The organism is Lichenicola sp. GTC18331 (assembly GCF_055386855.1).
Window position 1 is genome coordinate 2,170,001 of the sequence record NZ_AP045015.1, and the last position, 25,785, is coordinate 2,195,785.

Genomic DNA, 25,785 nt, shown 5'->3' on the forward strand with positions numbered 1-25,785 from the left:
GAGGTAGATCGTCAGGTGTTTACCCCGGGGGGTAGAGCACTGGATGGGCTAGGGGGGCCCAAAGCCTTACCAAACCTAACCAAACTCCGAATACCCGGAAGTATAGCCTGGCAGACAGACGGTGGGTGCTAAGGTCCATCGTCGAGAGGGAAACAGCCCAGACCACCAGCTAAGGCCCCCAAATCGTGGCTAAGTGGGAAAGGATGTGGGGATTCCAAAACAACCAGGAGGTTGGCTTAGAAGCAGCCATCCTTTAAAGAAAGCGTAATAGCTCACTGGTCTAATAGAAACCCTGCGCCGAAAATGTAACGGGGCTCAAGCCACGTGCCGAAGCTGTGGGTGTGCACTTTGAAGTGCACGCGGTAGCGGAGCGTTCCGTAGGCCTGTGAAGGGAGATGGTGATGTCTCCTGGAGGTATCGGAAGTGCGAATGCTGACATGAGTAGCGACAAACAGTGTGAGAAACACTGTCGCCGTAAGTCCAAGGGTTCCTGCGCAAGGTTAATCCGCGCAGGGTGAGCCGGCTCCTAAGGCGAGGGCGAAAGCCGTAGTCGATGGGAATGGGGCGAATATTCCCCAGCCTGCCAGAAGTGACGAATGCGAGCTGTTGTCTGTCCTTATCGGATTGGGCAGGCTTTGCGAGCATTCCAGGAAATAGCTCTGGCGTATAGACCGTACCCGAAACCGACACAGGTGGACTGGTAGAGTATACCAAGGCGCTTGAGAGAACGATGCTGAAGGAACTAGGCAAATTGCTCGCGTAACTTCGGGATAAGCGAGACCCATATGTGGGCAACCATGTGTGGGTGGCACAGACCAGGGGGTAGCGACTGTTTAGTAAAAACACAGGGCTCTGCGAAGTCGAGAGACGACGTATAGGGTCTGACGCCTGCCCGGTGCCGGAAGGTTAAGAGGAGGTGTGCAAGCACTGAATTGAAGCCCCGGTAAACGGCGGCCGTAACTATAACGGTCCTAAGGTAGCGAAATTCCTTGTCGGGTAAGTTCCGACCTGCACGAATGGCGTAACGACTTCCCCGCTGTCTCCAGCATCGGCTCAGCGAAATTGAATTCCCCGTGAAGATGCGGGGTACCCGCGGTCAGACGGAAAGACCCTATGAACCTTTACTGCAGCTTTGCAGTGGCATCAGGAAAATGCTGTGTAGGATAGGTGGGAGGCTTTGAAGCCGGGGCGCCAGCTCAGGTGGAGCCATCCTTGAAATACCACCCTGAATTTTTCTGATGTCTAACCGCGACCGGTCTAGCCCGGTCCGGGACCCTGCATGGTGGGCAGTTTGACTGGGGCGGTCGCCTCCCAAAGTGTAACGGAGGCGCGCGATGGTGGGCTCAGGCCGGTCGGACATCGGCTGCTGAGTGCAATGGCATAAGCCCGCCTGACTGCGAGAGCGACAGCTCGAGCAGAGACGAAAGTCGGCCATAGTGATCCGGTGGTCCCGCGTGGAAGGGCCATCGCTCAACGGATAAAAGGTACTCTAGGGATAACAGGCTGATCTCCCCCAAGAGTCCACATCGACGGGGAGGTTTGGCACCTCGATGTCGGCTCATCACATCCTGGGGCTGGAGCAGGTCCCAAGGGTTCGGCTGTTCGCCGATTAAAGTGGTACGTGAGCTGGGTTTAGAACGTCGTGAGACAGTTCGGTCCCTATCTGCCGTGGGTGTTGGAGACTTGAGAGGAGCTGTCCCTAGTACGAGAGGACCGGGATGGACGCACCTCTGGTGCACCGGTTGTCGCGCCAGCGGCATAGCCGGGTAGCTACGTGCGGACAAGATAATCGCTGAAAGCATCTAAGCGAGAAACTTACCTCAAAACCAGGTCTCCCCGAGGGCCGTGATAGACCATCACGTCAATAGGCCAGATGTATACGTGCAGTAATGCACTCAGCTAACTGGTCCTAATCGCCCAATAGGCTCAATCACAGGTCTTTGCCCTCAAAAGCAAACACCAAACACATGCATAGAAATCAACCACAACTCCAAAACCACTCACACCAAAACGCACCAACCCCACACGCCCAACGCACACCAACGGTGCCTTGGACGACCTGGTGGCCATGGCGGGGAATGATCCACCCGATCCCATCCCGAACTCGGCCGTGAAAACCCCCAGCGCCTATGATACTGCGTCTCAAGACGCGGGAAAGTCGGTCGCCGCCAGGTCTTCCAAAGCACCCAACCACACACACCACCACCGCGGGGTGGAGCAGCCCGGTAGCTCGTCAGGCTCATAACCTGAAGGTCACAGGTTCAAATCCTGTCCCCGCAACCAAACAAATCCAGGCAGAACGCATCATCACCCCGACCCAAAATAAGGGCCGGGGTTTTCATGCGTGACCGCGCGTCCTCCCGTGTCGAAGGATTCAAGCGCAAGCTTCAGGACGCATAATCGGGAAAATCCTGTCAGGACAGGCGGAACAAGGAGTTCGCCATGTTCCACGTCCAGGGTCCCAGCCCAGCGCTGTTCCATCGATCGGTCGGCCGCTTCAATCTCGACAATCTGCCGTATACGCTGCCGAGTTCCTTCAACGCGTCCAATGATGGATCTGTCGAGCTGATCGTGAGGACCGGCCCATGAACCCGGTTGCCATCGAAACAGATCCGAAATGGCGCGCCGTCCTCGAACGGGATGCGTCGCAGGACGGACGTTTCTTCTATTCGGTGCGGACCACCGGCGTGTATTGCCGGCCGAGTTGCGCATCGCGCCGAGCCAATCCAGCGAATGTGCGCTTCCATTCCAGCGCCGCCGGCGCCGAAGCGGCCGGTTTCCGGCCTTGCAAGCGCTGCCGTCCAAATGAGGCCACCTCGGAACGGCGACAGGCTGCGCTGGTGGCGGCGGCGTGCCGGTTAATCGATTCTGCCGAAGGGCCGGTGACATTGGTCTCGCTTGCGCAGGCGGCGGGGCTCAGTCCGTACTACTTCCATCGTCTGTTTCGTGCTTCGACCGGGCTGACGCCGAAAGCCTATGAAAGTGGCAAACGAATGGAGCAGGCGCGCAACAGCCTGGCCGCCGCGCCCAGCGTTGCCGATGCGATCTACGAGGCTGGCTTTAGGACCAGCAGCCGCTTCTACGACCATGCCGATGGGATGCTGGGCATGAAGCCGGCCCATTTCAGGCGGGGTGGGCCGCAGGAAGTGATCCGTTTCGCCGTGGGAGAGTGCTCGCTCGGATCGATCCTGGTGGCGGCGACGGAAACCGGGGTGTGCGCGATCCTGCTCGGCGATGAGCCCGAGCCTTTGATCCGTGATCTCGAGCGACGTTTTCCGCGCGCGATGTTGATCGGCGCCGATGAAGGCTTCGAACGGGTGGTGGCGACCGTGATCGGCTTCGTGGAAACGCCGGCGCTCGGGCTCCATCTGCCGCTCGACGTCCGCGGTACCACTTTTCAGCAGCGTGTCTGGCGGGCTTTGACGGCATTGCCGCCGGGAACAACGGCCAGCTATGCCGAGATCGCCGCGGCGATCGGCGTCCCCGGCGCCGTGCGTGCGGTTGGCAGTGCTTGCGGTGCCAACGCTTTGGCGGTCGCTATTCCCTGCCATCGCGTGGTGCGGTCGGATGGCGCCCTGTCCGGCTATCGCTGGGGTATTGCGCGCAAGCGGACCCTGCTGCAGCGGGAAGGCACGCAACAAGCCCGCGAAGGGGGCAAGACGGTACGATAAGGCCATCTCGGGAAAAATTACCGGCGCCTGTCTGGTCGGGATGAGGCATCAACGACCGTCGTTCCGGCATGGCCGCTATAGCCACGCCGGCGGAACAATTCAGGCGTCGCTCCTGCCGATTGTTCGGGGGGCAGGGATCATGACTGTTCTTCGTGCTATCGGACTACCCGCCCCTGTAACAACAAGGACGATGCGCAGATGACCGAGGACGGCAACCGATGAACAGCGTCTTCAGGTCTCGCCGTTCCGTGCTACCGGCCGCGGTGCTGGCGATGGCCGGTGCCTCACACAGCGCCGCGGCGGAAACCGCTTCCCCGTCGCCCCGGAGCTTCGCTCCGGTGGAACGCATCAATGTGGTCGGCAGTGCGCCCTATGCCGCACAGGCCCAGTTCCACACCGGCAGCGCGCAGCTCGGCCCGCTGGGAGCGCGTCCGCTGCTGACGACGCCCATGTCGGTGACGGTGCTGCCGCAGGATCTGCTGGTGAACAACCAGCTCCGCACGCTGAACGACGCGCTGCGCACGCTGCCCTCGGTCGAGGTGCGCGACCAGCAAGGGCTGGAGGTGTCGCGTCCGCAATCGCTCGGCTTCCAAGGCACCATAACCCAGAATACCCGCCTGGACGGCCTGAACATCATCGGCACCACAGCGATCCCGGTAGAGAATTTGGACAGCATCCAGGTTCTGAACGGTCTCGGCGGCGCGCTTTACGGGCCGGAAACGCCCGCGGGCGTATTCAACTACGTGCTGAAACGTCCGACCGAGACGCAGCTGACCCGGATCGTCGGCAGCTACGCCAGCGACGGTGTGTTCACCTCCGAGGCCGATCTGGGCGGGCGTGTCGGACGCGAGGGCTGGCTCGGCTACAGAGTCGATCTGGTGCATGGCGAGGGAGAAAGCTACGTGCGCGGCAGCTACGCCAACCGCACGCTGGGCAGCGCCGATTTCGACGTCCATCTCGACCGGGACACGGTGATCCAGCTCAACGGCAGCCATTATCAAGATAGCGGGTTCGGCCTGCCCGGCTCCATCGTCTATGACGGCAGCAGCACCAGCCGCGCGAACAGGAGCACAATGCTGCCCGCGGCTCCCGATCCGACCCTGCACGGGCTCGGTCAGCCCGGCGCCGGCACCGATCTGATCACGAATACCGGTCTGGTGAAGATCATCCACCGGATCAACGATGATTGGCGTTTCGAGATGGGCGGCCTTTATCAGGATGCGAAGCGCAACCTGTTCGGGATCACCAACACACTCACCGACGATCGCGGCAACTACACCGCCACGCGCAATTTCACCGCCGTGCCGCATTTCACCGATGGCAGCAACGAAGCCTCGTTGAACGGTACGATGCACGTGTCCGGATTGCGCAACGAAGCGACGCTGGCGACCAACGGCTTCATCAACGACCAGTATTCCTATCGTAAATCCATCGCTGTCACGCTGGGGAAATCGAATCTCTCCGCTCCGGCGATCTTTTCCTATGCCGGCCTGCCGGGGAATGGCGGCCAATACCAGTCCGGCGAACTGCGCCAGCAATCCATCATCGAAGCGGATACGCTGCATGTCGATCGGCACTGGGCGATCCAGGCGGTGTTCAGCGAGGCATTCCTGCATTCGGCCAGCTACAACAACAAGGACCAGCAGACCAGCCGGTTCGATACGTCTGGCGCGTTCAGCCCGACGGTGAGTGCGATCTGGACGCCGACGGCGAAGATCACCGGCTATTTCACCTATGCCAGCAGTGTCGAGCAGAGCGATCAAGCACCGTCCACCGCGCGCAACGCCAATGCGTTCCTGTCGCCTTATCACGACGAGATGTTCCAGCTCGGTGCCAAATACGCGCCGGTCGAGAACCTTCTTCTGACAGCGGATCTGTTCCGCATGGACCGCCCTTACGCCACCACGCAGAGCGACAACGTGTTCCGCGTCATCGGGTCTCAGCGTGATCAGGGCGCGGAATTCTTCGCGCAGGGTAGTGTCTTGCCGTCTCTCAGCCTTCTTGGCGGCGTCACCTATATCGATGCGCGCCTGCTGGACTCAGGTAATCCGGCGACGGATGGTGGCATGATCGTCGGTGTGCCGAAGTGGAAGGCGGACTGGACGCTGGATTGGCACCCGGAGGCGCTGCACGGTCTGGCCTTCACCTTGGGCGCGCATTACGAGAGCGATCGGGCGGCGACGGACACCAACACCTCCTTCGCGCCATCCTATGCGACGTTCGATCTCGGCACGCGCTATGCCACGCATCTGCTGCGACACGCCGTTATCGCCCGCCTGTCGGCGATCAACGTGACCGACAAGCATTATTATTCCTCGATCGCGGACGGCAATATCGTCGGCAGTCCCGGCGCCAACACCGCCTATCTCGCGCCGCCGCGCACGATCCTGGCCAGTCTAGAGTTCGATCTGTAGAAGGCTATGGCGGCCTGGAGCGGCCGCCATGGAACAGGCTTCAGTGCGGGAGCAGGCGCTCGGCCGTTTGCATGACGCCGCGCAACTCGGCCAGCCCCTTCAACCGTCCGATGCAGGAATAGCCCGGATTAACGGTCTTACTGATGTCGTCGAGCAGAAGATGACCGTGATCCGGCCGTATTGGGATCGGTGTGGTGTCGCCGCGTTCTGCGCGACGGCGCTCTTCCCGGACGAGTTCCGAAATCACGTCGATCATGTCGACATCACCGCCGAGATGGTCGGATTCGTTGAACGAACCGTCAGGCTCGAGCGCGACGTTGCGCAGGTGCACGAAGTGGATGCGTGAGCCGAAGCGTCGTGCCATCGCGGCAGGATCGTTGTCCGGGCGCGAGCCGTAGGAGCCGGCGCACAGAGTGAGACCGTTGGCTTCGTGCGCAACAGCGTCGAGGGTCTTCTGCGCGTCGTCCGGCGTCGAGACCACGCGGGGTAGACCGAACAAGGAGAACGGCGGATCGTCCGGGTGGATGGCGAGCCGTACGCCGACCTCGGCGGCAACGGGCACGATCTCCTGCAGAAAGCTCACGAGATTGTCGCGCATGTCCTGGGAAGACACGGTATCGAAGGCATGGATCTGCTCGCGGATGCCTTCGCGCGTGTGCGTTCCTTCCTTGCCGGGCAGGCCGGCGATGATGTTGTGCTCGATCGTGGCGATGGTGGCGTCGTCGAGTTCGGCGAGACGTCGCTCGGCTGCTTGCAGCAATGCTTCCGGATAATTGGCCTCCGCATGGCGACGTTTGAGGACATGGACGTCGTAGGCGACGAACTCGACCATGTCGAAGCGAAGCGCGAGACCGCCGGACGGCATCGGATGGCGCAGATTGGTGCGCGTCCAGTCCACCACCGGCATGAAATTGTAGCAGACGACCGGAACGCCGGCTCGGCCGAGATTGGCCAGACTGTCTTTCCAAGCGTCGATATGGCGCCGGCGCGCCGCGTCGCCGAGCTTGATGGAGGTGTGCACCGGAATGGACTCGCAGACCGACCATTCGTAGCCAGCGGCGCGCAGGAGAGCCTGGCGCTGGGCGATATCGTCCGGGCTCCAGGCACGCCCGTCATAGATCTGGTGCAGCGCCGTGACGATGCCTTCGACGCCGGCTTGTCGGATGTCGCCGAGGCTGACCGGATCGTCCGGCCCGAACCAGCGCCATGTCTGCAGCATCTTCTTGTCTTCCAACTTGTTGGCCAAAACGGTGCGGCGGCGGCGCCGGACCCGTTCTGAAGCTCAGGTTAGCGGCGGAACGACGTCGTCAGCAAGGATTATGTCCAACATAACACTTGTTCCGGTCGGGAGGGGCTGGTAGCAAGTCGTGGGCCGGGAGGTGGCCGCGAGATATGGCGCAGATCGTGGAGCCGGAAGCCGGAACCGAGTCCCCGTCCGCCGTCGAGGCGGTGGTGATGCAGATGCGTGCTCTGATCCGTGAGCGGAAGCTGGGAGTCGGCGACGTCCTGCCGACCGAGGCCGAACTCGGAGCCATGTTCTCCACCAGCCGCAACACCATTCGCGAGGCGGTGCGGACCCTGAAAGCCTACGGGGTGGTGGAGTCGCGTAAGAAGGTCGGCGCCATCATCATCGACGGTCGGCTAGGTGCCATGACCGATCTGTTCTCCTTCGCGATGGAGATCTCGGCCGACACGTTCCGCGACATACAGGGGTTCCGCCGCCTGACGGAGATGAATTTGTTCGACATGATCGCTGGGCGCATCCACGACGATGCGTTCGAGGCGATGGCCGAACTGAACATCAGGATGGCCGCGACCACCAGCGTCGCCGAAGCATCGGAGCTCGATTACCGGTTTCATCGCAGTCTGATCGACGCGGCAAGCAACCGCACACTGTCCGATATCTACGCCATGCTGGAGCCGGTGATCCGGCGCCTGATGGAAATCGGCAAGTCGCGACGCGAGGCCTTGCATGCGGTGGCGTCGGAACATGCCGATATTCTCTCGGCTCTTCGGCAGCGCGACAGGATTGCTTTCACCTATCACATGAACCGGCATCTCGATGCCGGGCTTCAGTTCTTCGCCGTCAAGGAGGCATCGTGAGCGAGTTTTCCGGGAAAATCGCGCTGGTGACGGGCAGCAGCGGCATCGGCCGCGCCATCGCGCTCCGGCTGGCACAGGGCGGCGCCGATGTCGTGGCTCTCGGCATCGACGCGACGAACAACGCGGCCCTGGCGGAAACGGCGCGCGACGCCGGGCTTTCCCTGACGGTGTTGCAGACCGACGTGTCGGAACCGGATCAGGTCGAGCGCGCGGTCGGCGAGATCGTTTCGCGTCATGGCGGGCTGGATATCATCGTCAATTCCGCGGCGATCCACCCTTACGGCGACAGCGTCGAGACATCGCCGCAAACGTTCCTGCAATGCCTGAAGGTGAATGTCGGTTCGATCCACCTGACGGCGCATTATGGCATTCCCGCCTTGCGCCGGCGCGGAGGCGGCGTGATCGTCAACGTGTCCAGCGTGCAGGGTTTTGCCTGTCAGGCCGGTGTCGCCGCCTATGTCGCTTCCAAGGGGGCGATCCATGCGCTGACGCGGACGATGGCGCTCGACCATGCGCGCGAGAACATCCGCGTCGTGTCGATCAGCCCGGCCTCGGTGCGCACGCCGATCCTGGCCCTGGCGGCGCAAACCTTCGACGGGCCGGATGCCGATCTCGATGCCGTGTTCGCCCGCTTCGGCGATGCGCATCCGATCGGACGAATCGCCGAACCGGAAGAGATCGCCGAACTCGCGGCGTTTCTCGCCTCCTCCAAAGCCACCTTCATCACCGGCAGCGACCACCGGATCGATGGTGGGCTGACCGCGGCGATCGCGGTGCGCTGAAAAGACCGTTGCGGTTCCAACAGAAGATGACATCGTGAAACGATCCACGCTCAACGCGCTCATCACGCAGGCCGAAGCGGATTTCCGCAAGATCGGCTTCTTTCTTCCGGCTTTCGCTCACTGGACGCCGGAGCAATGGCATCGTCATGCGGCGGAGGCGGCCGATATGCGGGCGGCCAGCCTCGGCTGGGACGTGACGGATTTCGGCAGCGAGCGCTTTGACTCGCAAGGGTTGCTGCTGTTCACCCTGCGCAACGGCGTCAATCGCAGCGATGTCGCTGGAAACCGTCCCTACGCCGAGAAGATCATGATCTCCCGGCGCGACCAGCTCACCCCGCTGCATCGCCATCTGCAGAAGGTCGAGGACATCATCCATCGCGCACCGTTGCAGGACGGCGCTGTATTGGCGATCGAAGTGTTCGGCATGAATCCGGACGGCAGCGTCGATCACGACAGCGACGTCGTCGCGCATCTGGACGGTCGTGCGCGCCGCCTGCCGGCCGGCAGCATCATCCGGCTCGCAGCGGGCGAGAGCATCACGCTGTTTCCCGGCACCTACCATGCCTTCTGGGGCGAGAGCGGCGATGTGGTCGTCGGCGAGGTGTCGACGATCAACGACGATTCCACGGACAATGTCTTCGCCGAACCGGTTCCGCGGTTCGCCGCACTCGTGGAAGACGCGGCGCCGCTGCGCCTGCTCGTCAACGACGACCCCGCGTCCTACGACTGAATCAGATAAGGAAGATCGTCATGAGCGAATCATCCGCAATGTCGGCGCCGACCGTGCGTCGCCTCGAAGGGCGGCACGCCCTTGTCACCGCCGCGGCGCAGGGGATCGGTCGCGCCACCGCGCTGCGTCTGGCGCAGGAAGGGGCCCATGTGATCGCGGCCGACGTGAACGCGGCCAAGCTTGCCGAACTCGAGGCTGCCGGCATTGAGACTGTGGTGTTCGACGCGGCCGATCCCGCTTCCGTTGCGGCGGCTTTGTCGGGGCGGCGTTTCGACGTGGTCGTGAATTGCGTCGGCTGGGTGCATCAGGGAACGATCCTCGAAGCACGCTATGAGGACTGGAACCGTTCGTTCCAGCTCAATGTCGGCTCGATGTTCCTGGTGATTCAGGCGACGCTGCCGGCGATGCTGGAGGCGGGCAAGGGAAGCATCGTCAACATCGCGTCCGTCGCGTCTTCGGTGAAAGGTTTTCCGCGCCGCGCGGCCTATGGCGCGTCCAAGGCGGCCGTCATCGGCCTCACCAAATCTGTGGCGGCGGATTATGTCGGGCGGGGCATACGCTGCAATGCGGTGTGTCCGGGCACCGTGGCCTCGCCCTCGCTGGAAGAGCGCATCGCGGTGTTCGCCGACCCCGTGGCCGCGCGGGCCGATTTCATTGCCCGTCAGCCGATGGGCCGTTTGGGCACGGCTGAAGAGATCGCGGCCGCCGTCGCGTTCCTGGCGTCCGACGAGAGCACGTTCATGACCGGATCGAGCATGATCCTCGACGGCGGCGCCGCCAACTGATCCGACACGGAAGCGAGACAGCCCATGAAATTCCTTCGCTTTGGACCGGCCGGTCAGGAACGAGCCGGCGTGCTCGATGCGGACGGCCGGGTCCGCGATCTGTCCGGTATGATCGAGGATATCACCCCGGATACGATCGGCCGCCTTTCCGGCCTGGACATCGACCCCGCTTCGCTGCCGCTGGCGCCGGAAGACAGCCGCATCGGCGCCTGCGTCGGGCGGATCGGCAAGTTCGTCTGCATCGGGCTGAACTATGCCGACCACGCGGCCGAGTCCGGCGCGCCGATCCCGACCGAGCCGGTCATCTTCTTCAAGGCGACGAGCGCCGTTTGCGGGCCGAACGACGACGTGTTCATTCCGCCCGGGTCGAGCAAGACCGATTGGGAGGTCGAGCTCGGCGTGGTGATCGGCAGCGTCGCACGTCATGTCAGCGAAGCCGACGCGCTGAGCCATGTCGCCGGCTACTGCGTGATCAACGACGTGTCCGAGCGCGCCTTCCAGATGGAGCGCGGCGGTCTTTGGGACAAAGGCAAGGGCTACGACACGTTCGGCCCGACCGGCCCGTGGCTGGTCACGCCCGACGAGGTGCCGGACCCGCAGGATCTCGATCTCTGGCTGGAGGTCGATGGCACGCGTTTCCAGAACGGCAACACGCGGACGATGATTTTTCCCGTCGCGAAGCTGGTCAGCTATGTCAGCCAGTTCATGTCGCTGCAGCCAGGTGACGTGCTGAGCACGGGCACGCCGCCAGGTGTCGGATTGGGGCAGAAGCCGCCGCTCTATCTCCGGGCGGGGCAGCGCATGCGTCTCGGTATCGCCGGGCTCGGCGTGCAGGAACAGCGGCTGGTGCCGTCGCCTTACGCGACGGCCTGACGCTCCCTCGCGCCACGCTGGACGGTTCGGCGTTCGCTTCGCCGGGGTCGCGGCTTGCTTCGGATCGGCGTGCATGCGCTGATCCGTCCCTGTTCAAGGGAAGCAGGACGCAGACGGATGCAGCATTCGAACGGTTTCGGGCGTGTGCCGCGTCGCGGTTTTCTGCTGGGGGCTGCGATACTGGGCTTGTCCGGGCGCGCTCGGGCCGAGGCGCCGGTCGGCGACGTGTCGGTGCTTCATGCCGGCTCGCTGGTGGCGTTGATGGAACACGGGATCGTGCCGGCCTTCCATCAGCAGACTGGCGGCACCGTTCTCGCCTTTGCCGGTGGCTCCAACGGTCTCGCCAACCAGATCCGTAACCATCTGCGCCGTGGCGACGTGTTCATCTCCGCCAGCCCCTCGGCGGACGATCAACTCACCGGTGCTGCCAACGGCGACTGGGTGGACTGGTATGTCACGTTCGCCCGCTCCCCGGTGGTGCTGGGCTACGATCCGCACAGCGCCTTCGCGTCCGCCCTCGCGCATATGCCCTGGTACGAGGCGTTGCAGCAGCCCGGCGTTCGCATCGGCCGCACCGATCCGGCGCTGGACCCGAAAGGCAAGTTTACGCTGGAGTTGATGCGCAAGGCGGAGGCCGTTCTGGGCAAACCGGGGCTGGCGCAGCGCATTCTGGGCGCGCCGGACAATCCCGAACAGGTGCGTCCGGAACAGAACCTGGTCGGCCGTCTGCAATCGCGCGCGATCGATGTCGGGTTTTTCTACTCCACCGAGGCGACCGATCTTCATCTCGCCACGATCGCGCCGCCGCCCGAGATGAGCGTCAGTGCTCAATACACAGTGACGGTCCTGCGCGACGCGCCGAACCCCTCCGGGGCCGAACGCTTCGTGGCCTTCCTGCTTGGGCCCGATGGTGCTGCGGTGATGCGCGCGCATGGGCTGGACCGGATCGCGCCCGTGGCGCATGGCGACGTCGCCCGGATTCCGGCGGCGGTGCGGGCGATGCTGTCCGCCCGGTGAGGCTGTCCGCATCGCGCGGTACGCCCGTCCTGGTTCTGCTGGGCGGGCTGCTGGCGCTGTATCTGCTGGCTCCGTTCGCGTCGGCCGTGCCGTTTCTGTTCCAGGCCGATTGGCGTGGCGCCGACCGGGCCGGGCTCCTGTCCGCGACGCTGGTCTCTGTGGTCGCGGCCACCACCTCGACGGTGCTGGTGGGGCTTGGCGGGGTGCCGCTCGGTTTTCTGCTGGCGCGGGCGGACCAAGCGCGGCCGCGCGCCGTGTTCTGGCGCGTGATCGGGCTCGGCGTGCAATTGCCGCTGGCTTTGCCGCCGTTGTCCTCCGGCGTGCTGTTGTTGTTTCTGTTCGGCTACACGAGCCCGCTCGGTCGTCTGTTCGGCGGCAGGCTCACGGACAGTTTCGCCGGCATCGTTCTGGCGGAGGCGTTCGTATCGGCGCCGTTCCTGATCGTCGCGGCCCGGTCTGCGTTCCGGGCGCTCGATCCGGCGCTGCTGGATGTCGCCGCCACGCTCGGTCACCCGCCTTCCACCATCTTCCGGCGCGTCGCCCTGCCGCTCTGCGCGCGTGCAATCCTGGCCGGCGCGGTTCTGGCCTGGCTGCGCGGGTTCGGCGAGTTCGGCGCCACGGCGATGGTCGCCTATCACCCGTATTCCCTGCCGGTGTTCACCTATCTCGCCTTCGGCACGGAAGGACTGCCGGCGATGCTGCCGGTGATCGCGCCGACGCTGCTTGCCGCTTTGGGCGCATTGGGGCTGCTTCTGACGCTCGACCATGGTCGGAGGCGGCTTCCAGTGCCGGTGTTGGCGGAGCCTGTGCCTTTGCCGGTTTCGCCCGTCGTTTCCGTATGCGAACCGGCTCCGGTGTTGGTTCTGTGTGCCGACCGCGTCCTGGATGGATTTGCATTGGCCGTGAAATGGCGCAGCACAGCGCGCCGCCTGGCCATTCTCGGCGCGTCCGGCTCTGGCAAGACCATGACCCTACGCGCCATCGCCGGGCTGGAACCGGGGGCGCTTCAGATCGACGCGCAGGATCTCGGTCCTCTGCCGCCGCAGCAACGCCCGATCGCCTTGGTGCCGCAGTCCTTCGGTCTGTTTCCGCATCTGACGGTGGCGCAGCAGATCGTGTTCGCCGCCGATGCGGATCCTGCTTTGGCGCGGCATTGGTCGCAGCGTCTGGGGCTGGATGTGCTGGCGCAGCGCCGGCCCGATGCGTTGTCGCTCGGCCAGCAGCAGCGCGTGGCGCTGGCGCGGGCCTTGAGCCGGCGGGCCACGCAGCTGCTTCTGCTGGACGAGCCGTTCTCGGCCCTGGACACGACGTTGCGCCGCCAACTCGGGCGCGATCTGCTGGCCGTCCAGGCGGAAACGGGTTTGCGCACGATCCTGGTCACGCATGACCCGGAGGAGGCGATGCTGCTGGCCGATGAGCTGCTGCTGCTGGATCACGGCCGGGTGCTGCAAAGCGGGTCCGTCGCGGCGCTATTCGCCCGTCCGGTGTCCGAGCAGGCGGCCCGGCTGCTGGGGGCGGGCACGGTGGCGCGCGGCGTGGTGATTGGGCCGGACCGGATCGAGATCGGTGCGGGCGTGGTCTTGCACGTGTCCGGATTGCCGCTCCAGCCGGGTGCGGTGGGCTGGACCGTGCGGCCGCATCAGCTCCGTGTCGGGCCGGATGGCGCGTATCCGGCGCTCCTGCTTCAGCGGGGAGAGGCATTCGACGGGCAGAGGCGTTTGCGGCTCAGGATCGGCGATGCCGAGTTGGACGCGCTGGCCGATCCGGATTGCCCGCTCCCGGGCGTGTGCCGGGTTTCGATTGATCCGGCGGCAATACAGGTCTGGCCTATAGGGTAGGCGTTCTTTTTTGCAAAAAAGAACCAAAAAACTCTTGTCCGTTTAGGGCGGAGAAATTGCCAAGTTCGAGAACACCAAACGGATAAAAGTCTTTTTGCTTCTTTTTCTTCAGAAAAAGAAAACTTGTGCCAGCATCTCTTACCTAACGACACGCTCCGCATGGGTGAAGACCTCGAACCCGTCATCGCGCGCGACGGCGACCAGGGTGATGCCTGCCTCCTGCGCGGTGGCGATGGCGAGGCTGGTCGGGGCGGAGATCGCCGCCAGCACCGGCGCGCCCATGGCGGCTGTTTTCTGCACGAGCTCGACCGAAACCCGGCTGGTCATCACCACGATGCCGGTCGCGGGATCGATGCCGCGCCGGGCCAGCGCGCCGTGCAGTTTGTCGAGCGCATTGTGCCGCCCGACATCCTCGCGCAGCAGCATCAGCCCATCCGCCTCGCGCCAGAACCCGGCGGCATGCACGGCGCGGGTTTCCCGGTTCAGCGCCTGCGCCTCGCGCAAAGAGCCGACCGCGGCGGCGATTGCTTCGGCGGCATAGACCGGGCCGGGCGCCACCTGCCGCATCGGCCGCAGTGCCGCCTCCAGGCTTTCCAGGCCGCACAAACCGCAGCCGCTGGGCCCGGCGATGTAGCGGCGGCGGCCGTCCAGGGCGTCCAGGCGTTCGGGCGACAAGCCCACGCGCAGCTCGATCCCCCGTGCCGGATCGCCCAGGCGGACCGCCTCGAAGGTAAGGATCTGGTCCGCCCGTTCGATCACCCCGTCGGCGAGGCTGAACCCGATCGCGAAATCCTCCAGATCGATCGGACTGGCCAGCATCACGGCATGCGAGATGCGGTTGAACGACAGCACCAGAGGCAGTTCCTCCGCCACGATACGCGATCCCTGTTCCAGCGACGCACCGCGCCAGGCAAGACGGGATACGGACGCCGCGCCTTCGATCGGACCGCACTCCGCATTTCTCGTCATTCGCTCCGTCCGTCCCGTTTCGCGCAGTCCTGGCCTGCTGCCATCGGATTGACAGCCCAGCCGGTTACAGGCAACCGCTGAACTGTCTTGCGTGCCGTGAAGGATATCGTTCCCGTGCCGATCTTCGAGTTCGAACGCGATTTCGCCGGATCGCTGCGTTGCATTCCGATGGTGACGCGACAGAAGCTCGATCTGGTCGGCATCAAATTGTCGCTGCGGCAATGGAGCCGGCTCACCCGCGAGGAACGCGACAGGTTGGTCACGCTGGGCTGCGCCGAGGGCGAGGAGCGGGATGCGTATCGCGCCCTGGTGCTGGATCTGATCGCGCTGCGGGCCGACGAGCCGACCGTGTTCCTGGGCGAGATCTCGCATGACGATTGGGCCCGTGAGGATGCGATGCCGGATACGGTGCTGGCCCAGGCCGAGTTCGACGGCATCGCCCCGCCGACCCCGGAACAGTGGCGTGCACTCCAGCCGTTGCAGCGTTTCGCGCTGGTGAAGCTGGCGCGATCGAAGCACGAGAACGAGAATTTTATGCCGGCCATGGCCGAATTCGGACTATCTTCCACGCGTCCTTAATGAAAATTTTCGCCGGGCGGCACGTTGGGATCAGGGTTCCGGTTCGAGCCGGTGCTCTTCTCCGAAAGGACGTCGTCCCGGCCATGCCTGGGCGACCGCCCGCATGTGCCTCCGAGCTATTGGATACCGCCCATGGCCAAGTCGCCCTCCTACAAGACCTACAACCATCCCGCCGGCGGCTGGGGCGCGTTGAACGCGACCGCCAAGGTGCTGATGGAGCAGAGCGTGGTCGCGCAATCGACCCGCACGCTGCTGGCGATGAACAAGCCGGACGGGTTCAAGTGCTCCTCCTGCGCCTGGCCTGAAGCGGACGAGCAGAAGCGGTTCGATTTCTGCGAGAACGGCGCCAAGGCGCTGGCCTTCGAGACCACGCGCAAGCGCGTGACGCGCGAATTCTTTCGCACCCATTCGGTGACGGCGCTGAACGAGTGGTCGGACTACGCTCTGGAGCAGGAAGGCCGGCTCGAGGAGCCGATGCGCTACAACCCGGCCACCGACCATTACGAGCCCTGTTCGTGGGACGAGGCGTTCAACGAGATCGCGCAGGAACTCGCCTCTCTGAAGGACCCGAACGAGGCGGAGTTCTACACCTCCGGACGCACCTCCAACGAGGCGGCGTTCCTGTATTCCGTGTTCGTTCGCGCTTTCGGGACCAACAACTTCCCCGACTGTTCCAATATGTGCCACGAGCCGACCAGCCGCGGGCTGCCGAAATCGATCGGCATCGGCAAGGGCACCATCGTGCTCAACGATTTCGCCAGGGCCGAGGCGATCTTCGTGATCGGCCAGAACACCGGCACCAACAGCCCGCGCATGATGACCAACCTGGTCGAGGCGCGCCATCGCGGCGTGCCGATCGTGGTGATCAACCCGATGCCCGAGCGCGCGCTGATACGCTTCACCGAGCCGCAGGATGCGGTGCAGATGGCGACGTTCGGTTCCACCGCCATCGCGAGCGAATTCGTGCAGGTGCGGATCGGCGGCGACATCGCTGTGCTGAAGGGCATCATGCTGGGTGTGCTGGAGCTGGACGACGCGGCACGTGCGGCCGGCCAGGCTTCCGTGCTGGATCACGCGTTTCTCGATACCCACACCACGGGCTTCGATGCCGTGGTTGCGGATGTGCGCGGGACGGATTGGGCGGATATCGAGCTGGTGAGCGGAATCGGCCGCGATCAGTTGCGTCGCGTGGCCGGGATCTATGTCGCGTCCAAGGCGACCATCATCTGCTACGGCATGGGCATCACCCAGCACGAGTACGGCGCCAACGCGATCCAGCAGATCTGCAACCTGCTGTTCCTGCGCGGCAATATCGGCCGTCCCGGCGCCGGCATCGCGCCCGTGCGCGGTCACTCCAACGTGCAGGGCGACCGTACGGTGGGCATCGAGGAGAAGCCGACCCAGGCCTACCTCGATCAGTTCGAGACGGTGTTCGGCTTCAAGCCGCCGCAGGAGCATGGGCATGACACGGTGGAAGCCGTGGAAGCCATGATCTCCGGCGAGGCGAAGTTCTTTCTCGGGATGGGCGGCAATTTCGTGCATGCCATTCCGGACACGCCGATCGCCTACGAGGCGATGCGCCGACTCGATATGACTGTGGCGGTCAGCACCAAGCTCAATCGCGGTCATGTCGTGCATGGCAAGAAGGCGTTCATCCTGCCGTGTGTGGCGCGTGCGGAGATCGATCTCCAGAACGGCCGCCGCCAGAAGATCACCATCGAGGACGCCACCTCCATGGTGGGCGCGTCCTCCGGCATTCTCGAACCGGCCTCGCCGCATCTCCTGTCCGAGATCAAGATCGTCTGCCGTCTGGCCAAGGCGACGCTGACGCTGACCCGCCCGGACATTTCGATCGACTGGGACGCGTTCTCGAACGACTACGATCTGATCCGCGACAAGATCGCCGCCGTGTATCCGGCGATCTACGAGAACATGAACGAGCGGTTGAAGGCGCCGCATTTCCATCTGACCAACTCGGCGCGCAATCGCGACTGGAAGACGCCGTCCGGCAAGGCGACGTTCCTGGTGTTCCCCGGCATCGCCATGGACAAGCCGATCGACACCGAAGGCATGCTGCGTCTGGCCACCATCCGCAGCCACGACCAGTTCAACACCACCATCTATAGCGACAACGATCGCTATCGCGGCATATACAACGACCGCATGGTGGTACTGATGAGCCGCGAGGATATGGACGCACGCGGCATTGCCGAGCAGGACTGGGTGGAGATGGAGACCATTTCGCTCGACGGTCAGGAGCGCAAGCTCGGCGGGTTGAAGGCGATCGCCTATCCGATCTCGCAAGGCTCGGTTGCGGCGTACTACCCGGAAACCAACGGGCTGCTGCCTCTGTATCACTACGATCAGACCAGCAAGACGCCGGCCGCCAAATCGATCCCCGTGCTGATCCGCAAGGCGCCGAAGCCGGCAACCCCTGCCGCAAAGACCGCGCAGCGCGAGTTGGCGCCGGCCTGACGCGCGGCGCCACTCACCGGGCGGGCCTTGATTCGGGCCCGCCCCGTCGCCTTCTGAGCAGGGCACGAATGGCAGCGGGATCGCGCGTTTCCTCATGATGAGCACCCTGATCGACACCGCCGCCGCCGATCACCTGATCGCGCAGGCGCTGACCGGTTTTCCGTCCGAACGGATCGCGTTGCGGGATTCGGCGGGCCGTGTTCTGCGTCAGGCGGTGCGGGCGGAAACCGCGCAGCCGCCGTTCGACCGGGTGATGATGGACGGTATCGCGCTGCGTTGGCAGGCGGCATTGCCGAAGCGGCTCCGCATCTCCGGCGCGCAGATGGCAGGCGAGGTCGGGCAGGTGCTGTCGAGCCCAGATCACTGCATCGAGGTCACCACCGGCGCAGTGCTGCCGGTGGGGTGCGATTGCGTTGTTCCGGTCGAGCAGACTCGGCGGGACGGCGGCAGCGTCGTTCTGGCGGAAGGCTACGATCCTGCGCAGAACCAGTTCATCCATCGCCGCGGCGTGGACTGCGCCGAAGGTGCGATCGTCCTGGAAGCCGGCGTAAGGATCGGCGGGCCGGAGATGTCGATGCTGGCATCCAACGGCGTGGCAACCGTCGAGGTCGCGCGGGTGCCACGCATCGCCATCATCGCCACTGGTGACGAACTCGTGCCGGTGGAGGCTCCGCTGCGCCCCGGCCAGATTCGCCGATCCAACGATCTGGCCCTGACGGCAGCCCTGAGCGTCGCCGGCTTCAATGGCATTTCGCTGCATCATGTGCCGGACGATCGCGACGCCGTAAGCCGTGTGCTGGAGGCGACGCTCCGCACCCATGACGTGCTGGTGCTGAGCGGCGGGGTGTCGATGGGCCAACGCGACTACGTGCCGGAGTGTCTGGCCTTGCTGGGTGTCCGGCGCGTGCTGCACGGGATCGCCCAGCGCCCCGGCAAACCGATGTGGTTCGGTACCGGTCCTGACAATCAGGCCGTGTTCGCTCTGCCGGGCAATCCAGTGTCGTCACTGGTCTGCATGACGCGTTATGTGCGCCCGGCGCTGATGCGCGCATCGGGACTGGCGGTGCGGAGCGAGTATGCGCGCGTGTCCGGCAATGCCGGCCGCCCGCTGCGTCTGGCGCGTTTCCTGCCCGTGCGGCTAGAAAGCGATCCGTCCGGTTCGTTGCTCGCACAGGCGCAAGGCTGGAGCAATTCCGGCGATTTCACTGCCCTCGGCGGCACGCACGGCATCGTCGAGTTGCCGCCGGAGCAGTCCATCGCCGACGGCGCGCCGGTGCGCGTGTTCCGGTGGTGAGATGAACGCGCTGTCGCCTCAGGACGGGATTCCCAGGGACCGGCTCGGCCGGCGCATGCACGATCTGCGGATCTCCGTGATGGATCGCTGCAATTTCCGTTGCACCTACTGCATGCCGGTGGAGAAGTTCGGCGAGGCCTACAGTTTTCTCGGACGTGACGAACGGCTCGATTTCGGCGAAATCGAGCGCATCTGCCGCCAGGCAGCATCGCTTGGGGTGGAGAAGCTACGTTTGACCGGCGGCGAGCCGCTGCTGCGTCCGGATCTCGCCGGTCTGGTGAAGAAGCTGCGCCGGATCGACGGGATTCGCGATATCGCGCTCACCACCAATGGCGTTCTTCTGCCGGATCAGGCCCAGTCGCTGCGCGATGCCGGGCTCGATCGGGTGACGGTAAGCCTGGATGCGCTGGACGAGGCGGTGTTCGCGAGGTTGAGCGGCGGTCGGGGATCGGTGCAACAGGTGCTGCGCGGCATCGACTCGGCCTTGGCGATCGGCCTGCCGACCAAGATCAACATGGTGGTCCAGCGCGGCGTCAACGAGAGCGAGGTACTGCCGCTGGTCGAGCGGTTCCGGCTAACACCCGTTTCCGTGCGCTTTATCGAGTTCATGGATGTCGGCAACCGCAACAAGTGGAATCTGGAGTCTGTGGTGCCGTCGCGCATGTTGCGTGATCGCATCGGCGCACGCTGGCCGATCTCCCCTCTACCGGAGCGCTATGCCGGCGAGGTGGCGTCGCGGTTCCGGTTCGACGATGGCGGTGGTGAGATCGGTTTCATCTCCTCTGTGAGCGCACCGTTCTGCGGCGGCTGCACGCGGGCGCGCTTGTCGTCGGAAGGCAAGCTCTATACCTGCTTGTTCGCGACCGAGGGTACCGATCTGCGCCATCTGCTGCGTGACGAAGCGGCGAGTGACGATGCGCTGCGGGGCAGGCTGCGTTCCGTCTGGCTGCGTCGCGACGACCGCTACAGCGAGGAGCGTGCTCTCATTCCAACACGGGGCGACGCACAGCCCAAGATCGAGATGCATTACATCGGCGGCTGATCCCGCCCGGATGGTTCGGAGTAATCGATGAGCAGCACGACACTGACGCACCTGGACGACGACAACCAGCCGCGCATGGTCGATGTGGGTGCCAAGCCGATCACGAAGCGGGTTGCCACGGCGCGGGCCAAAGTGGTGTTCCCGCCCGAAGTCGCCGCCACGTTGCGCGATGCGGGTTACGTCACGCCGAAAGGTGCGGTGCTGACCATCGCGCATATCGCCGGGATCATGGGCGCCAAGAGCACGGCGCAGCTGATTCCGCTTTGCCACCCTTTGGCATTGAGCAAATGCGATATCGCCATCACCCTGGACGGCGACACGGCTCTGGTGGATTGCACCGTGGCCTGCAACGGCAGCACCGGCGTGGAGATGGAAGCGCTGACCGGCGCGTCGATCGCGTCGCTCACCATCTACGACATGTGCAAGGCGCTATCGCATGAGATCGTCATCGCCGATCTTCGCCTGTTGTCCAAGACCGGCGGCAAGCGCGATGTCGGAGTATCGTCGTGACAGCGCCGCTTTACGGTTTGCTGCTGAGTGGCGGCGCGTCGCGCCGCATGCAGCGCGACAAGGCCTCCCTCGAATATGGGGGCGAGGCGCAGCTTCTGCGCGCCTGGCGGTTGCTGTCGGCTGTTTGCGACCGTGCCTTCGTGTCGATCCGGCCGGAACAGGAACACGATCCCTTGCGCGCAAGCCTGCCGACGCTGTCGGACCGCTACGATGCGGTCGGACCTGTGGCAGGAATTCTGTCCGCTCAGGATGCCTATCCCGATGCCGCGTGGCTGGTGCTGGCTTGTGATCTGCCGCTGCTCGACGAGTCGACCTTACGGAGACTGGCCTCGGCACGGGCGCCGGGGACCGATGCGATCGCGTTCCGCTCGCGGTTCGACGATCTGCCGGAGCCGCTCTGCGCGATCTGGGAACCGTCAAGCCATGTGCTGTTGAGGGAAAAGCACGATGCGGGCCGGTTCTGCCCGCGCGGCACGCTGAAACATCTGCGCACCACGTTACTTCCGCCCCCGGGCGATGCGTTGGACAACATCAACACACCGGAGGAATTCGAACGCGTATCGCAGTCCCTGGAACAACCGGCATGATCGCCATCGAGATGCGCTATTATGCGCAGTTGCGCGAACAAGCCGGCACGGGAAGCGAGCGTCTCTCGACCACCGCCGAAACGCCTGACGCCCTTTACGGAGAGCTGCAGGCCCGTCACGGCTTTTCTCTGCCGAAGGATGCTCTGAAGGTCGCGGTGAACACGGCGTTCTGTTCCTGGGACACGGCACTGCGCGATGGCGACACCGTGGTGTTCATCCCGCCGGTGAATGGCGGATGATGCGCTTCGCCGTTTCCGATCGCGATCTCGATATCGCGTCGCTGCGCCAGGAACTCCACAATCCCGACCATGGGGGGTTCTGTGCCTTCGAGGGCTGGGTCCGCAACAAGAACGAAGGTCGCGGCGTCGACGGCTTGGAGTACGAGATCTACGCCGAACTCGCCAAGATCGAAGGCGAGCGCATCATGCAGGAAGCGCGCGAGCGGTTCGGCGCCATCGATGCGGTCGGCATTCATCGCAGCGGCATGCTGCGGATCGGCGAGCTGGCGGTCTGGGTCGGCGTTTCCTCCGCGCACCGCGACGAGGCGTTCCGCGCCTGTCGCTTCATTATCGACCAGATCAAGCATCGTTTGCCGGTGTGGAAGAAGGAGCATTACCTCGCCGGTGACACCGCCTGGGTCGCCTGCGCGCATCCGGGCGAGGATCACGACCACGCGCATCATCACCACCACCATCACCGAAGCGTGTCGCCGGCTTTCGTGCCGGATTATTCCCGGCAGAAGCGGCTTCCCGGCGTCGGCGAAGCCGGACAGAAGAAACTGGCCAACGCGCGCGTTCTGGTGATCGGGGCGGGTGGGTTGGGCAGCCCTGTTCTGTCCTATCTCGCCGGGGCGGGCGTTGGCCTGCTCGGCATCTCCGATGACGACAGGGTCGATGCCAGCAATCTGCATCGCCAGACGCTGTTCTCCGCCGCCGATCTCGGCCGCCCCAAGACGGACGTCGCGGCCGAGCGGATCGCTGCCATGAACCCCGCAGTGCGGACCGAGACCTTTGGCCGGATCGCGTCGGAAGAAGCGGTGACGTTGTTCCGCCGCTTCGATCTGGTTCTGGAATGCAGCGACGACATGCGCAGCCGCTTCCTGTGCAGCGATGCCGCCGTTCTGTCCGGCACGCCTGCGATCCTGGCCAGCGTGCATCAATACGAAGGCCAGTTGCAGGTGATCGATCCGCGTGCGGGCGGCCCGTGCTTGCGTTGCCTTTGGCCGGTGGAACCGGCGGCCGATGCCTCGGCCAGCTGTGCGGAAAGCGGCGTTCTCGGCCCGGTGCCGGGTGTCCTGGGCGCGATGCAGGCCAACGAGGCCTTGAAGCTGTTGCTCGGTCTGCCGCGACAGGCGACGGGTGCGCTCCTGCTGGTCGATCTGCTCGAGAACCGCACCGATCAGCTTCGGATCGACACCGAGGCAGGCTGCGCGTCGCATGGCGGCTGCGTCGCCGTGGCGGAGCAGGCGATGGCGGCACGCGGCACCGGCCTGGAGCGCTCGTTTCCGACGCTCGACGCCGCACGGGCTGCCGGCTACCGGCTGGTCGATCTCCGGAACGCGGACGAGCGCGAAGCACGTCCGATGCCGGAGGCGGCGCAGTGGCTGCCCTTGCCGCGGCTGCTCGAACCGGGCGCCGTTCTGCCGGAGGACGGACCTCTACTGCTGGTCTGTGCGAGCGGCCGTCGCAGCGCGCGCGGTGCGCAGCATCTGCGCGAGTCCGGGCGGCGGGACGTCTTCACTCTGACGGGTGGTCTGCACGGGCTGAACGGTTAGGCGAACGCCGCCCCGGCTCCGGTGTTTCCGTTCGGCAACCGTCGGGAGGCGATCGGATCATGGAAGTCATCGTTCGGCCCGATGCTGCAGCGGCGTGCCGGTTCGCCGCCGCCCTGGTCGCATCGCGCATGCGGGACGGGGCCTGCGTCCTTGGACTGGCGACGGGCCGGTCCATGGAGCGGGTCTATGCCGAACTTGTGCGCCTGCACCGAGAGGAGGCGCTGGATTTTTCCGGCTGCACCAGTTTCAACCTCGACGAATATATCGGCCTCCCGCCGACCGATCCGCGCTCCTATCGCGCCTTCATGGACGCCCACCTGTTCCGGCAGGTCAATATCGACCCGGTGCGCACGCATCTGCCAAACGGGCTCGTGACCGATGGAAGAGCGGAAGCCGAGCGCTACGAGCGCGCCATCCGTGACGCGGGCGGAATCGACATCCAGCTTCTTGGCATCGGTAGCACTGGGCATATCGGTTTCAACGAGCCGGCCTCGTCGCTGATGTCTCGCACGCGTGCCAAGACCCTATTTCCAGAGACGCGGCAGCAGAATGCCGCCCTGTTCGGTGACGACCCGGATGCGGTGCCGTCACGCGCCATGACCATGGGTGTCGGCACCATTCTCGATGCGCGCGAGGTGCTGCTGGTGGCGACCGGAGATGCCAAGGCGAAGATCCTGGCGGCGGCCGTGGAAGGGCCGGTGACCTCCATGGTGACGGCCTCTGCGCTGCAACTGCATCCCGCCTGCCGGGTGGTCGCGGACGAAGCCGCCGCCGCCCGGCTCACGATGCGCGATCGCTACGACTGGGTGTTCCGGAACGAGCCGGAATGGGCACCATTCCAAGCAAACGATCTGTGAGACCGGGCCCAGCAGATCGCTCAAATAGGCGTGAAGCCTTCGGCTGCTCACCCACTGACCGCCGCCCTGGCCATCGGGGTGATGCAGGGGCGGAGTGGAGCGCCGCAGCCGATGCGGGGACACCGAGGTGTCCTCTTCTTTCGCGTGGGTCCGACAATCCCTATCGCCACACGATCGGCTGATATAAACAGCCCGCTCGTTTTGACGTGACGGCGGTTCACCGGCTGCCTCATCCTGTCGGCCGGCCGTAAGCCGGCGCCTTTCTTTCGCCGTGTCACGGGGCGATTGGTGCTGGCTCCGTGGAGATCATTCGTGCTCGACGACCACCAGACCGATGGCCTGACCCGTTTCGCCACGTGGCTGACCGAAACCGTGCTGCCGTTCTGGTTGCGCGCCGCCCATGACCCGGTGCGGGGGCATTTTCACGAAGGGCTGGCTCTGGACGGTTCGCTCCTTTCGACCGCCACGCTCCGCACCCGTACCGCGGCGCGCATGATTCACACCTTTGCCGATGCCGCATCGCTCGGGATCGCTCCTGTCGGCGGTCTTGCGGCGGCGGAGCGCGCGGCGGAAGCGCTGGAGCGCGATGCCCGCCTCGGTGATGGCGGCTATGTGCGCGCCTTCGATCGCGAAACCGGCTTGGTGCTCGATCCGGTGCGCGATCTCTACGACCAGTCCTGCGTGCTGCTGGCGCAGGCTGCCTTGCTCCAGGCCACCGGCAAGCCGATTTATCGCGAACGGGCCGATGCGCTGCTTCACGCGATCGAGCATATCCTGCCGGGCCATGACGGCGGCTGGGCGGAGGACGAGTCGAACAGCCTGCCGCGCCGGCAGAACCCCCACATGCACATGTTCGAGGCGCTGGTGCTGCTGGCCGGCACCACCGGCGATCCGGCGCATCTGGCGCTTCTCCGGCGCTGTCACGATCTGCTGCACCGACGTTTTCTCGACGACGGCCTGCTCGTCGAGTATTTCGGCCCGCAATGGCAGCGCGGTACGGAATGGCGGTCGGAGCGGCTCGATCCCGGCCACATGGCGGAATGGGCTTTTCTGCTGCATGCGGGGCGGACGCTGATCGGCCAGGACGACGGCGCTCTGTCCGAGACCTTGATCCGGACCGCGCTGGAGCTCGGCTGTTCCAGGCGCGACCCGTTCTTTCTGGTCGATGAGGTGGACCGGACGGGACAAGCCTTGAGCGACGGTCGCCGTTTGTGGCTGCAGATCGAGCAGATCAAGGGTTGTCTCGTGACCGGCCGTGACGAGCGCGCCCAGGCCGTGGCCGATGCGTTGCTGCGCGACTATGTCGGAGGAGCACCTCCGGGAGTCTGGATGGACCGGTTCTCGCTCGACGGCGCGCCGATCGCCGCCAGCGTGCCGGCCAGCTCCTGCTACCATGCCTGGACCCTGGTCGGGTTTTGCGTGCGCAACACGGGCGCCTGAGCGGAACCCGTTCCAGCATGACGGCTTAACGGGGTTCCTCGTTCG

The 25,785-nt window shown here is 64.7% G+C and carries 21 protein-coding genes, 1 tRNA gene and 2 rRNA genes (1 of these 24 running past the window's edge); 22 read left to right on the top strand and 2 right to left on the bottom strand.

Annotated elements, in window-relative coordinates; all coding sequences use genetic code 11:
* The 5 genes from ACZ5BM_RS09960 to ACZ5BM_RS09980 all read left to right on the top strand — a co-directional run.
* Positions 1 to 1,934, top strand: a 23S ribosomal RNA gene (locus ACZ5BM_RS09960); it begins 810 nt to the left of the window's first position.
* Positions 1,935 to 2,058: 124 nt separating this feature from the next.
* A 5S ribosomal RNA gene (gene rrf / locus ACZ5BM_RS09965) occupies positions 2,059 to 2,174 on the top strand.
* A 32-nt stretch (positions 2,175 to 2,206) separates the two neighbouring features.
* Positions 2,207 to 2,283, top strand: a tRNA-Met gene (locus ACZ5BM_RS09970).
* 302 nt (positions 2,284 to 2,585) lie between these two features.
* Positions 2,586 to 3,671, top strand: a complete 1,086-nt coding sequence (gene ada / locus ACZ5BM_RS09975; protein WP_498907744.1) for a bifunctional DNA-binding transcriptional regulator/O6-methylguanine-DNA methyltransferase Ada — start codon at positions 2,586 to 2,588, stop codon at positions 3,669 to 3,671.
* Between the two features lie 218 nt (positions 3,672 to 3,889).
* A complete protein-coding gene (locus tag ACZ5BM_RS09980) occupies positions 3,890 to 6,085 on the top strand; it encodes a TonB-dependent receptor (protein ID WP_498907745.1) in 2,196 nt (731 codons plus the stop codon).
* A 40-nt stretch (positions 6,086 to 6,125) separates the two neighbouring features.
* On the opposite strand, the gene uxuA is transcribed toward ACZ5BM_RS09980, so the two are convergent.
* Positions 6,126 to 7,304, bottom strand: coding sequence for a mannonate dehydratase (gene uxuA, locus ACZ5BM_RS09985; protein ID WP_498907746.1), 1,179 nt, complete (start codon positions 7,302 to 7,304; stop codon positions 6,126 to 6,128).
* A gap of 173 nt (positions 7,305 to 7,477) precedes the next feature.
* Here uxuA and ACZ5BM_RS09990 point away from each other — a divergent pair, with 173 nt between their 5' ends.
* From ACZ5BM_RS09990 to ACZ5BM_RS10020, 7 genes are all read left to right on the top strand, one after another.
* Complete coding sequence (locus ACZ5BM_RS09990) at positions 7,478 to 8,188, top strand: FadR/GntR family transcriptional regulator (protein WP_498907747.1); 711 nt, start codon at positions 7,478 to 7,480, stop codon at positions 8,186 to 8,188.
* Complete coding sequence (locus tag ACZ5BM_RS09995; protein ID WP_498907749.1) at positions 8,185 to 8,970, top strand: SDR family NAD(P)-dependent oxidoreductase; 786 nt, start codon at positions 8,185 to 8,187, stop codon at positions 8,968 to 8,970. The genes ACZ5BM_RS09990 and ACZ5BM_RS09995 overlap by 4 nt, the downstream gene beginning before the upstream one ends.
* Positions 8,971 to 9,004: 34 nt before the next feature.
* Positions 9,005 to 9,700, top strand: a complete 696-nt coding sequence (locus ACZ5BM_RS10000) for a cupin domain-containing protein (protein WP_498907750.1) — start codon at positions 9,005 to 9,007, stop codon at positions 9,698 to 9,700.
* Positions 9,701 to 9,720: 20 nt separating this feature from the next.
* Complete coding sequence (locus tag ACZ5BM_RS10005; RefSeq protein ID WP_498907751.1) at positions 9,721 to 10,485, top strand: Rossmann-fold NAD(P)-binding domain-containing protein; 765 nt, start codon at positions 9,721 to 9,723, stop codon at positions 10,483 to 10,485.
* Between the two features lie 24 nt (positions 10,486 to 10,509).
* The gene (locus ACZ5BM_RS10010; protein WP_498907752.1) at positions 10,510 to 11,358 is read left to right on the top strand and encodes a fumarylacetoacetate hydrolase family protein; all 849 of its coding nucleotides are present in this window, start codon (positions 10,510 to 10,512) and stop codon (positions 11,356 to 11,358) included.
* Positions 11,359 to 11,475: 117 nt separating this feature from the next.
* Positions 11,476 to 12,375, top strand: coding sequence for an extracellular solute-binding protein (locus ACZ5BM_RS10015; protein ID WP_498907753.1), 900 nt, complete (start codon positions 11,476 to 11,478; stop codon positions 12,373 to 12,375).
* Positions 12,372 to 14,213 (top strand): ABC transporter ATP-binding protein/permease, encoded by a 1,842-nt coding sequence (locus ACZ5BM_RS10020; protein WP_498907755.1) that lies wholly within the window; start codon positions 12,372 to 12,374, stop codon positions 14,211 to 14,213. Before ACZ5BM_RS10015 ends, ACZ5BM_RS10020 begins: the two co-directional genes overlap by 4 nt.
* Positions 14,214 to 14,351: 138 nt before the next feature.
* On the opposite strand, the gene fdhD is transcribed toward ACZ5BM_RS10020, so the two are convergent.
* Positions 14,352 to 15,182, bottom strand: a complete 831-nt coding sequence (gene fdhD, locus ACZ5BM_RS10025) for a formate dehydrogenase accessory sulfurtransferase FdhD (protein ID WP_498907757.1) — start codon at positions 15,180 to 15,182, stop codon at positions 14,352 to 14,354.
* Between the two features lie 114 nt (positions 15,183 to 15,296).
* On the opposite strand from fdhD, the gene ACZ5BM_RS10030 reads away from it, so the two are divergent.
* The 10 genes from ACZ5BM_RS10030 (at position 15,297) to ACZ5BM_RS10075 (ending at position 25,740) form a co-directional block, all read left to right on the top strand.
* Positions 15,297 to 15,761, top strand: coding sequence for a nitrate reductase associated protein (locus tag ACZ5BM_RS10030; RefSeq protein ID WP_498907758.1), 465 nt, complete (start codon positions 15,297 to 15,299; stop codon positions 15,759 to 15,761).
* 132 nt (positions 15,762 to 15,893) lie between these two features.
* Complete coding sequence (locus ACZ5BM_RS10035; protein ID WP_498907759.1) at positions 15,894 to 18,236, top strand: FdhF/YdeP family oxidoreductase; 2,343 nt, start codon at positions 15,894 to 15,896, stop codon at positions 18,234 to 18,236.
* A gap of 94 nt (positions 18,237 to 18,330) precedes the next feature.
* On the top strand, positions 18,331 to 19,530 hold the full coding sequence (locus ACZ5BM_RS10040) for a molybdopterin molybdotransferase MoeA (protein ID WP_498907760.1): 1,200 nt from the start codon (positions 18,331 to 18,333) through the stop codon (positions 19,528 to 19,530).
* Position 19,531: 1 nt separating this feature from the next.
* A complete protein-coding gene (gene moaA, locus ACZ5BM_RS10045; protein WP_498907762.1) occupies positions 19,532 to 20,572 on the top strand; it encodes a GTP 3',8-cyclase MoaA in 1,041 nt (346 codons plus the stop codon).
* Between the two features lie 27 nt (positions 20,573 to 20,599).
* Positions 20,600 to 21,082: a cyclic pyranopterin monophosphate synthase gene (gene moaC / locus ACZ5BM_RS10050; RefSeq protein ID WP_498907763.1), complete on the top strand. Its 483-nt coding sequence runs from the start codon at positions 20,600 to 20,602 to the stop codon at positions 21,080 to 21,082.
* Entirely contained in the window at positions 21,079 to 21,669 is a 591-nt protein-coding gene (locus ACZ5BM_RS10055) for an NTP transferase domain-containing protein (RefSeq protein WP_498907764.1), read from the top strand. The genes moaC and ACZ5BM_RS10055 overlap by 4 nt, the downstream gene beginning before the upstream one ends.
* On the top strand, positions 21,666 to 21,908 hold the full coding sequence (locus ACZ5BM_RS10060; protein ID WP_498907765.1) for a MoaD/ThiS family protein: 243 nt from the start codon (positions 21,666 to 21,668) through the stop codon (positions 21,906 to 21,908). The genes ACZ5BM_RS10055 and ACZ5BM_RS10060 overlap by 4 nt, the downstream gene beginning before the upstream one ends.
* Positions 21,905 to 23,443 carry a ThiF family adenylyltransferase gene (locus ACZ5BM_RS10065; RefSeq protein WP_498907767.1) on the top strand — a complete coding sequence of 513 codons (1,539 nt, stop codon included), beginning with the start codon at positions 21,905 to 21,907 and terminating at the stop codon, positions 23,441 to 23,443. Before ACZ5BM_RS10060 ends, ACZ5BM_RS10065 begins: the two co-directional genes overlap by 4 nt.
* Positions 23,444 to 23,502: 59 nt before the next feature.
* On the top strand, positions 23,503 to 24,300 hold the full coding sequence (gene nagB / locus ACZ5BM_RS10070; RefSeq protein ID WP_498907769.1) for a glucosamine-6-phosphate deaminase: 798 nt from the start codon (positions 23,503 to 23,505) through the stop codon (positions 24,298 to 24,300).
* A gap of 312 nt (positions 24,301 to 24,612) precedes the next feature.
* Positions 24,613 to 25,740: an AGE family epimerase/isomerase gene (locus ACZ5BM_RS10075; protein ID WP_498907771.1), complete on the top strand. Its 1,128-nt coding sequence runs from the start codon at positions 24,613 to 24,615 to the stop codon at positions 25,738 to 25,740.
* Positions 25,741 to 25,785: the final 45 nt, after the last annotated feature.

Coding starts and splice junctions, on each gene's coding strand:
- ACZ5BM_RS10065 (WP_498907767.1), top strand. CDS start 21,905: ATGATGCGCTTCGCCGTTTCCGATCGCGATCTCGATATCGCGTCGCTG.
- moaA (WP_498907762.1), top strand. CDS start 19,532: ATGAACGCGCTGTCGCCTCAGGACGGGATTCCCAGGGACCGGCTCGGC.
- ACZ5BM_RS09980 (WP_498907745.1), top strand. CDS start 3,890: ATGAACAGCGTCTTCAGGTCTCGCCGTTCCGTGCTACCGGCCGCGGTG.
- ACZ5BM_RS10005 (WP_498907751.1), top strand. CDS start 9,721: ATGAGCGAATCATCCGCAATGTCGGCGCCGACCGTGCGTCGCCTCGAA.
- nagB (WP_498907769.1), top strand. CDS start 23,503: ATGGAAGTCATCGTTCGGCCCGATGCTGCAGCGGCGTGCCGGTTCGCC.
- ACZ5BM_RS09990 (WP_498907747.1), top strand. CDS start 7,478: ATGGCGCAGATCGTGGAGCCGGAAGCCGGAACCGAGTCCCCGTCCGCC.
- ACZ5BM_RS10040 (WP_498907760.1), top strand. CDS start 18,331: ATGATGAGCACCCTGATCGACACCGCCGCCGCCGATCACCTGATCGCG.
- ACZ5BM_RS10010 (WP_498907752.1), top strand. CDS start 10,510: ATGAAATTCCTTCGCTTTGGACCGGCCGGTCAGGAACGAGCCGGCGTG.
- ACZ5BM_RS10035 (WP_498907759.1), top strand. CDS start 15,894: ATGGCCAAGTCGCCCTCCTACAAGACCTACAACCATCCCGCCGGCGGC.
- uxuA (WP_498907746.1), bottom strand. CDS start 7,304: ATGCTGCAGACATGGCGCTGGTTCGGGCCGGACGATCCGGTCAGCCTC.
- ACZ5BM_RS10015 (WP_498907753.1), top strand. CDS start 11,476: ATGCAGCATTCGAACGGTTTCGGGCGTGTGCCGCGTCGCGGTTTTCTG.
- ACZ5BM_RS10060 (WP_498907765.1), top strand. CDS start 21,666: ATGATCGCCATCGAGATGCGCTATTATGCGCAGTTGCGCGAACAAGCC.
- ada (WP_498907744.1), top strand. CDS start 2,586: ATGAACCCGGTTGCCATCGAAACAGATCCGAAATGGCGCGCCGTCCTC.
- fdhD (WP_498907757.1), bottom strand. CDS start 15,182: ATGACGAGAAATGCGGAGTGCGGTCCGATCGAAGGCGCGGCGTCCGTA.
- moaC (WP_498907763.1), top strand. CDS start 20,600: ATGAGCAGCACGACACTGACGCACCTGGACGACGACAACCAGCCGCGC.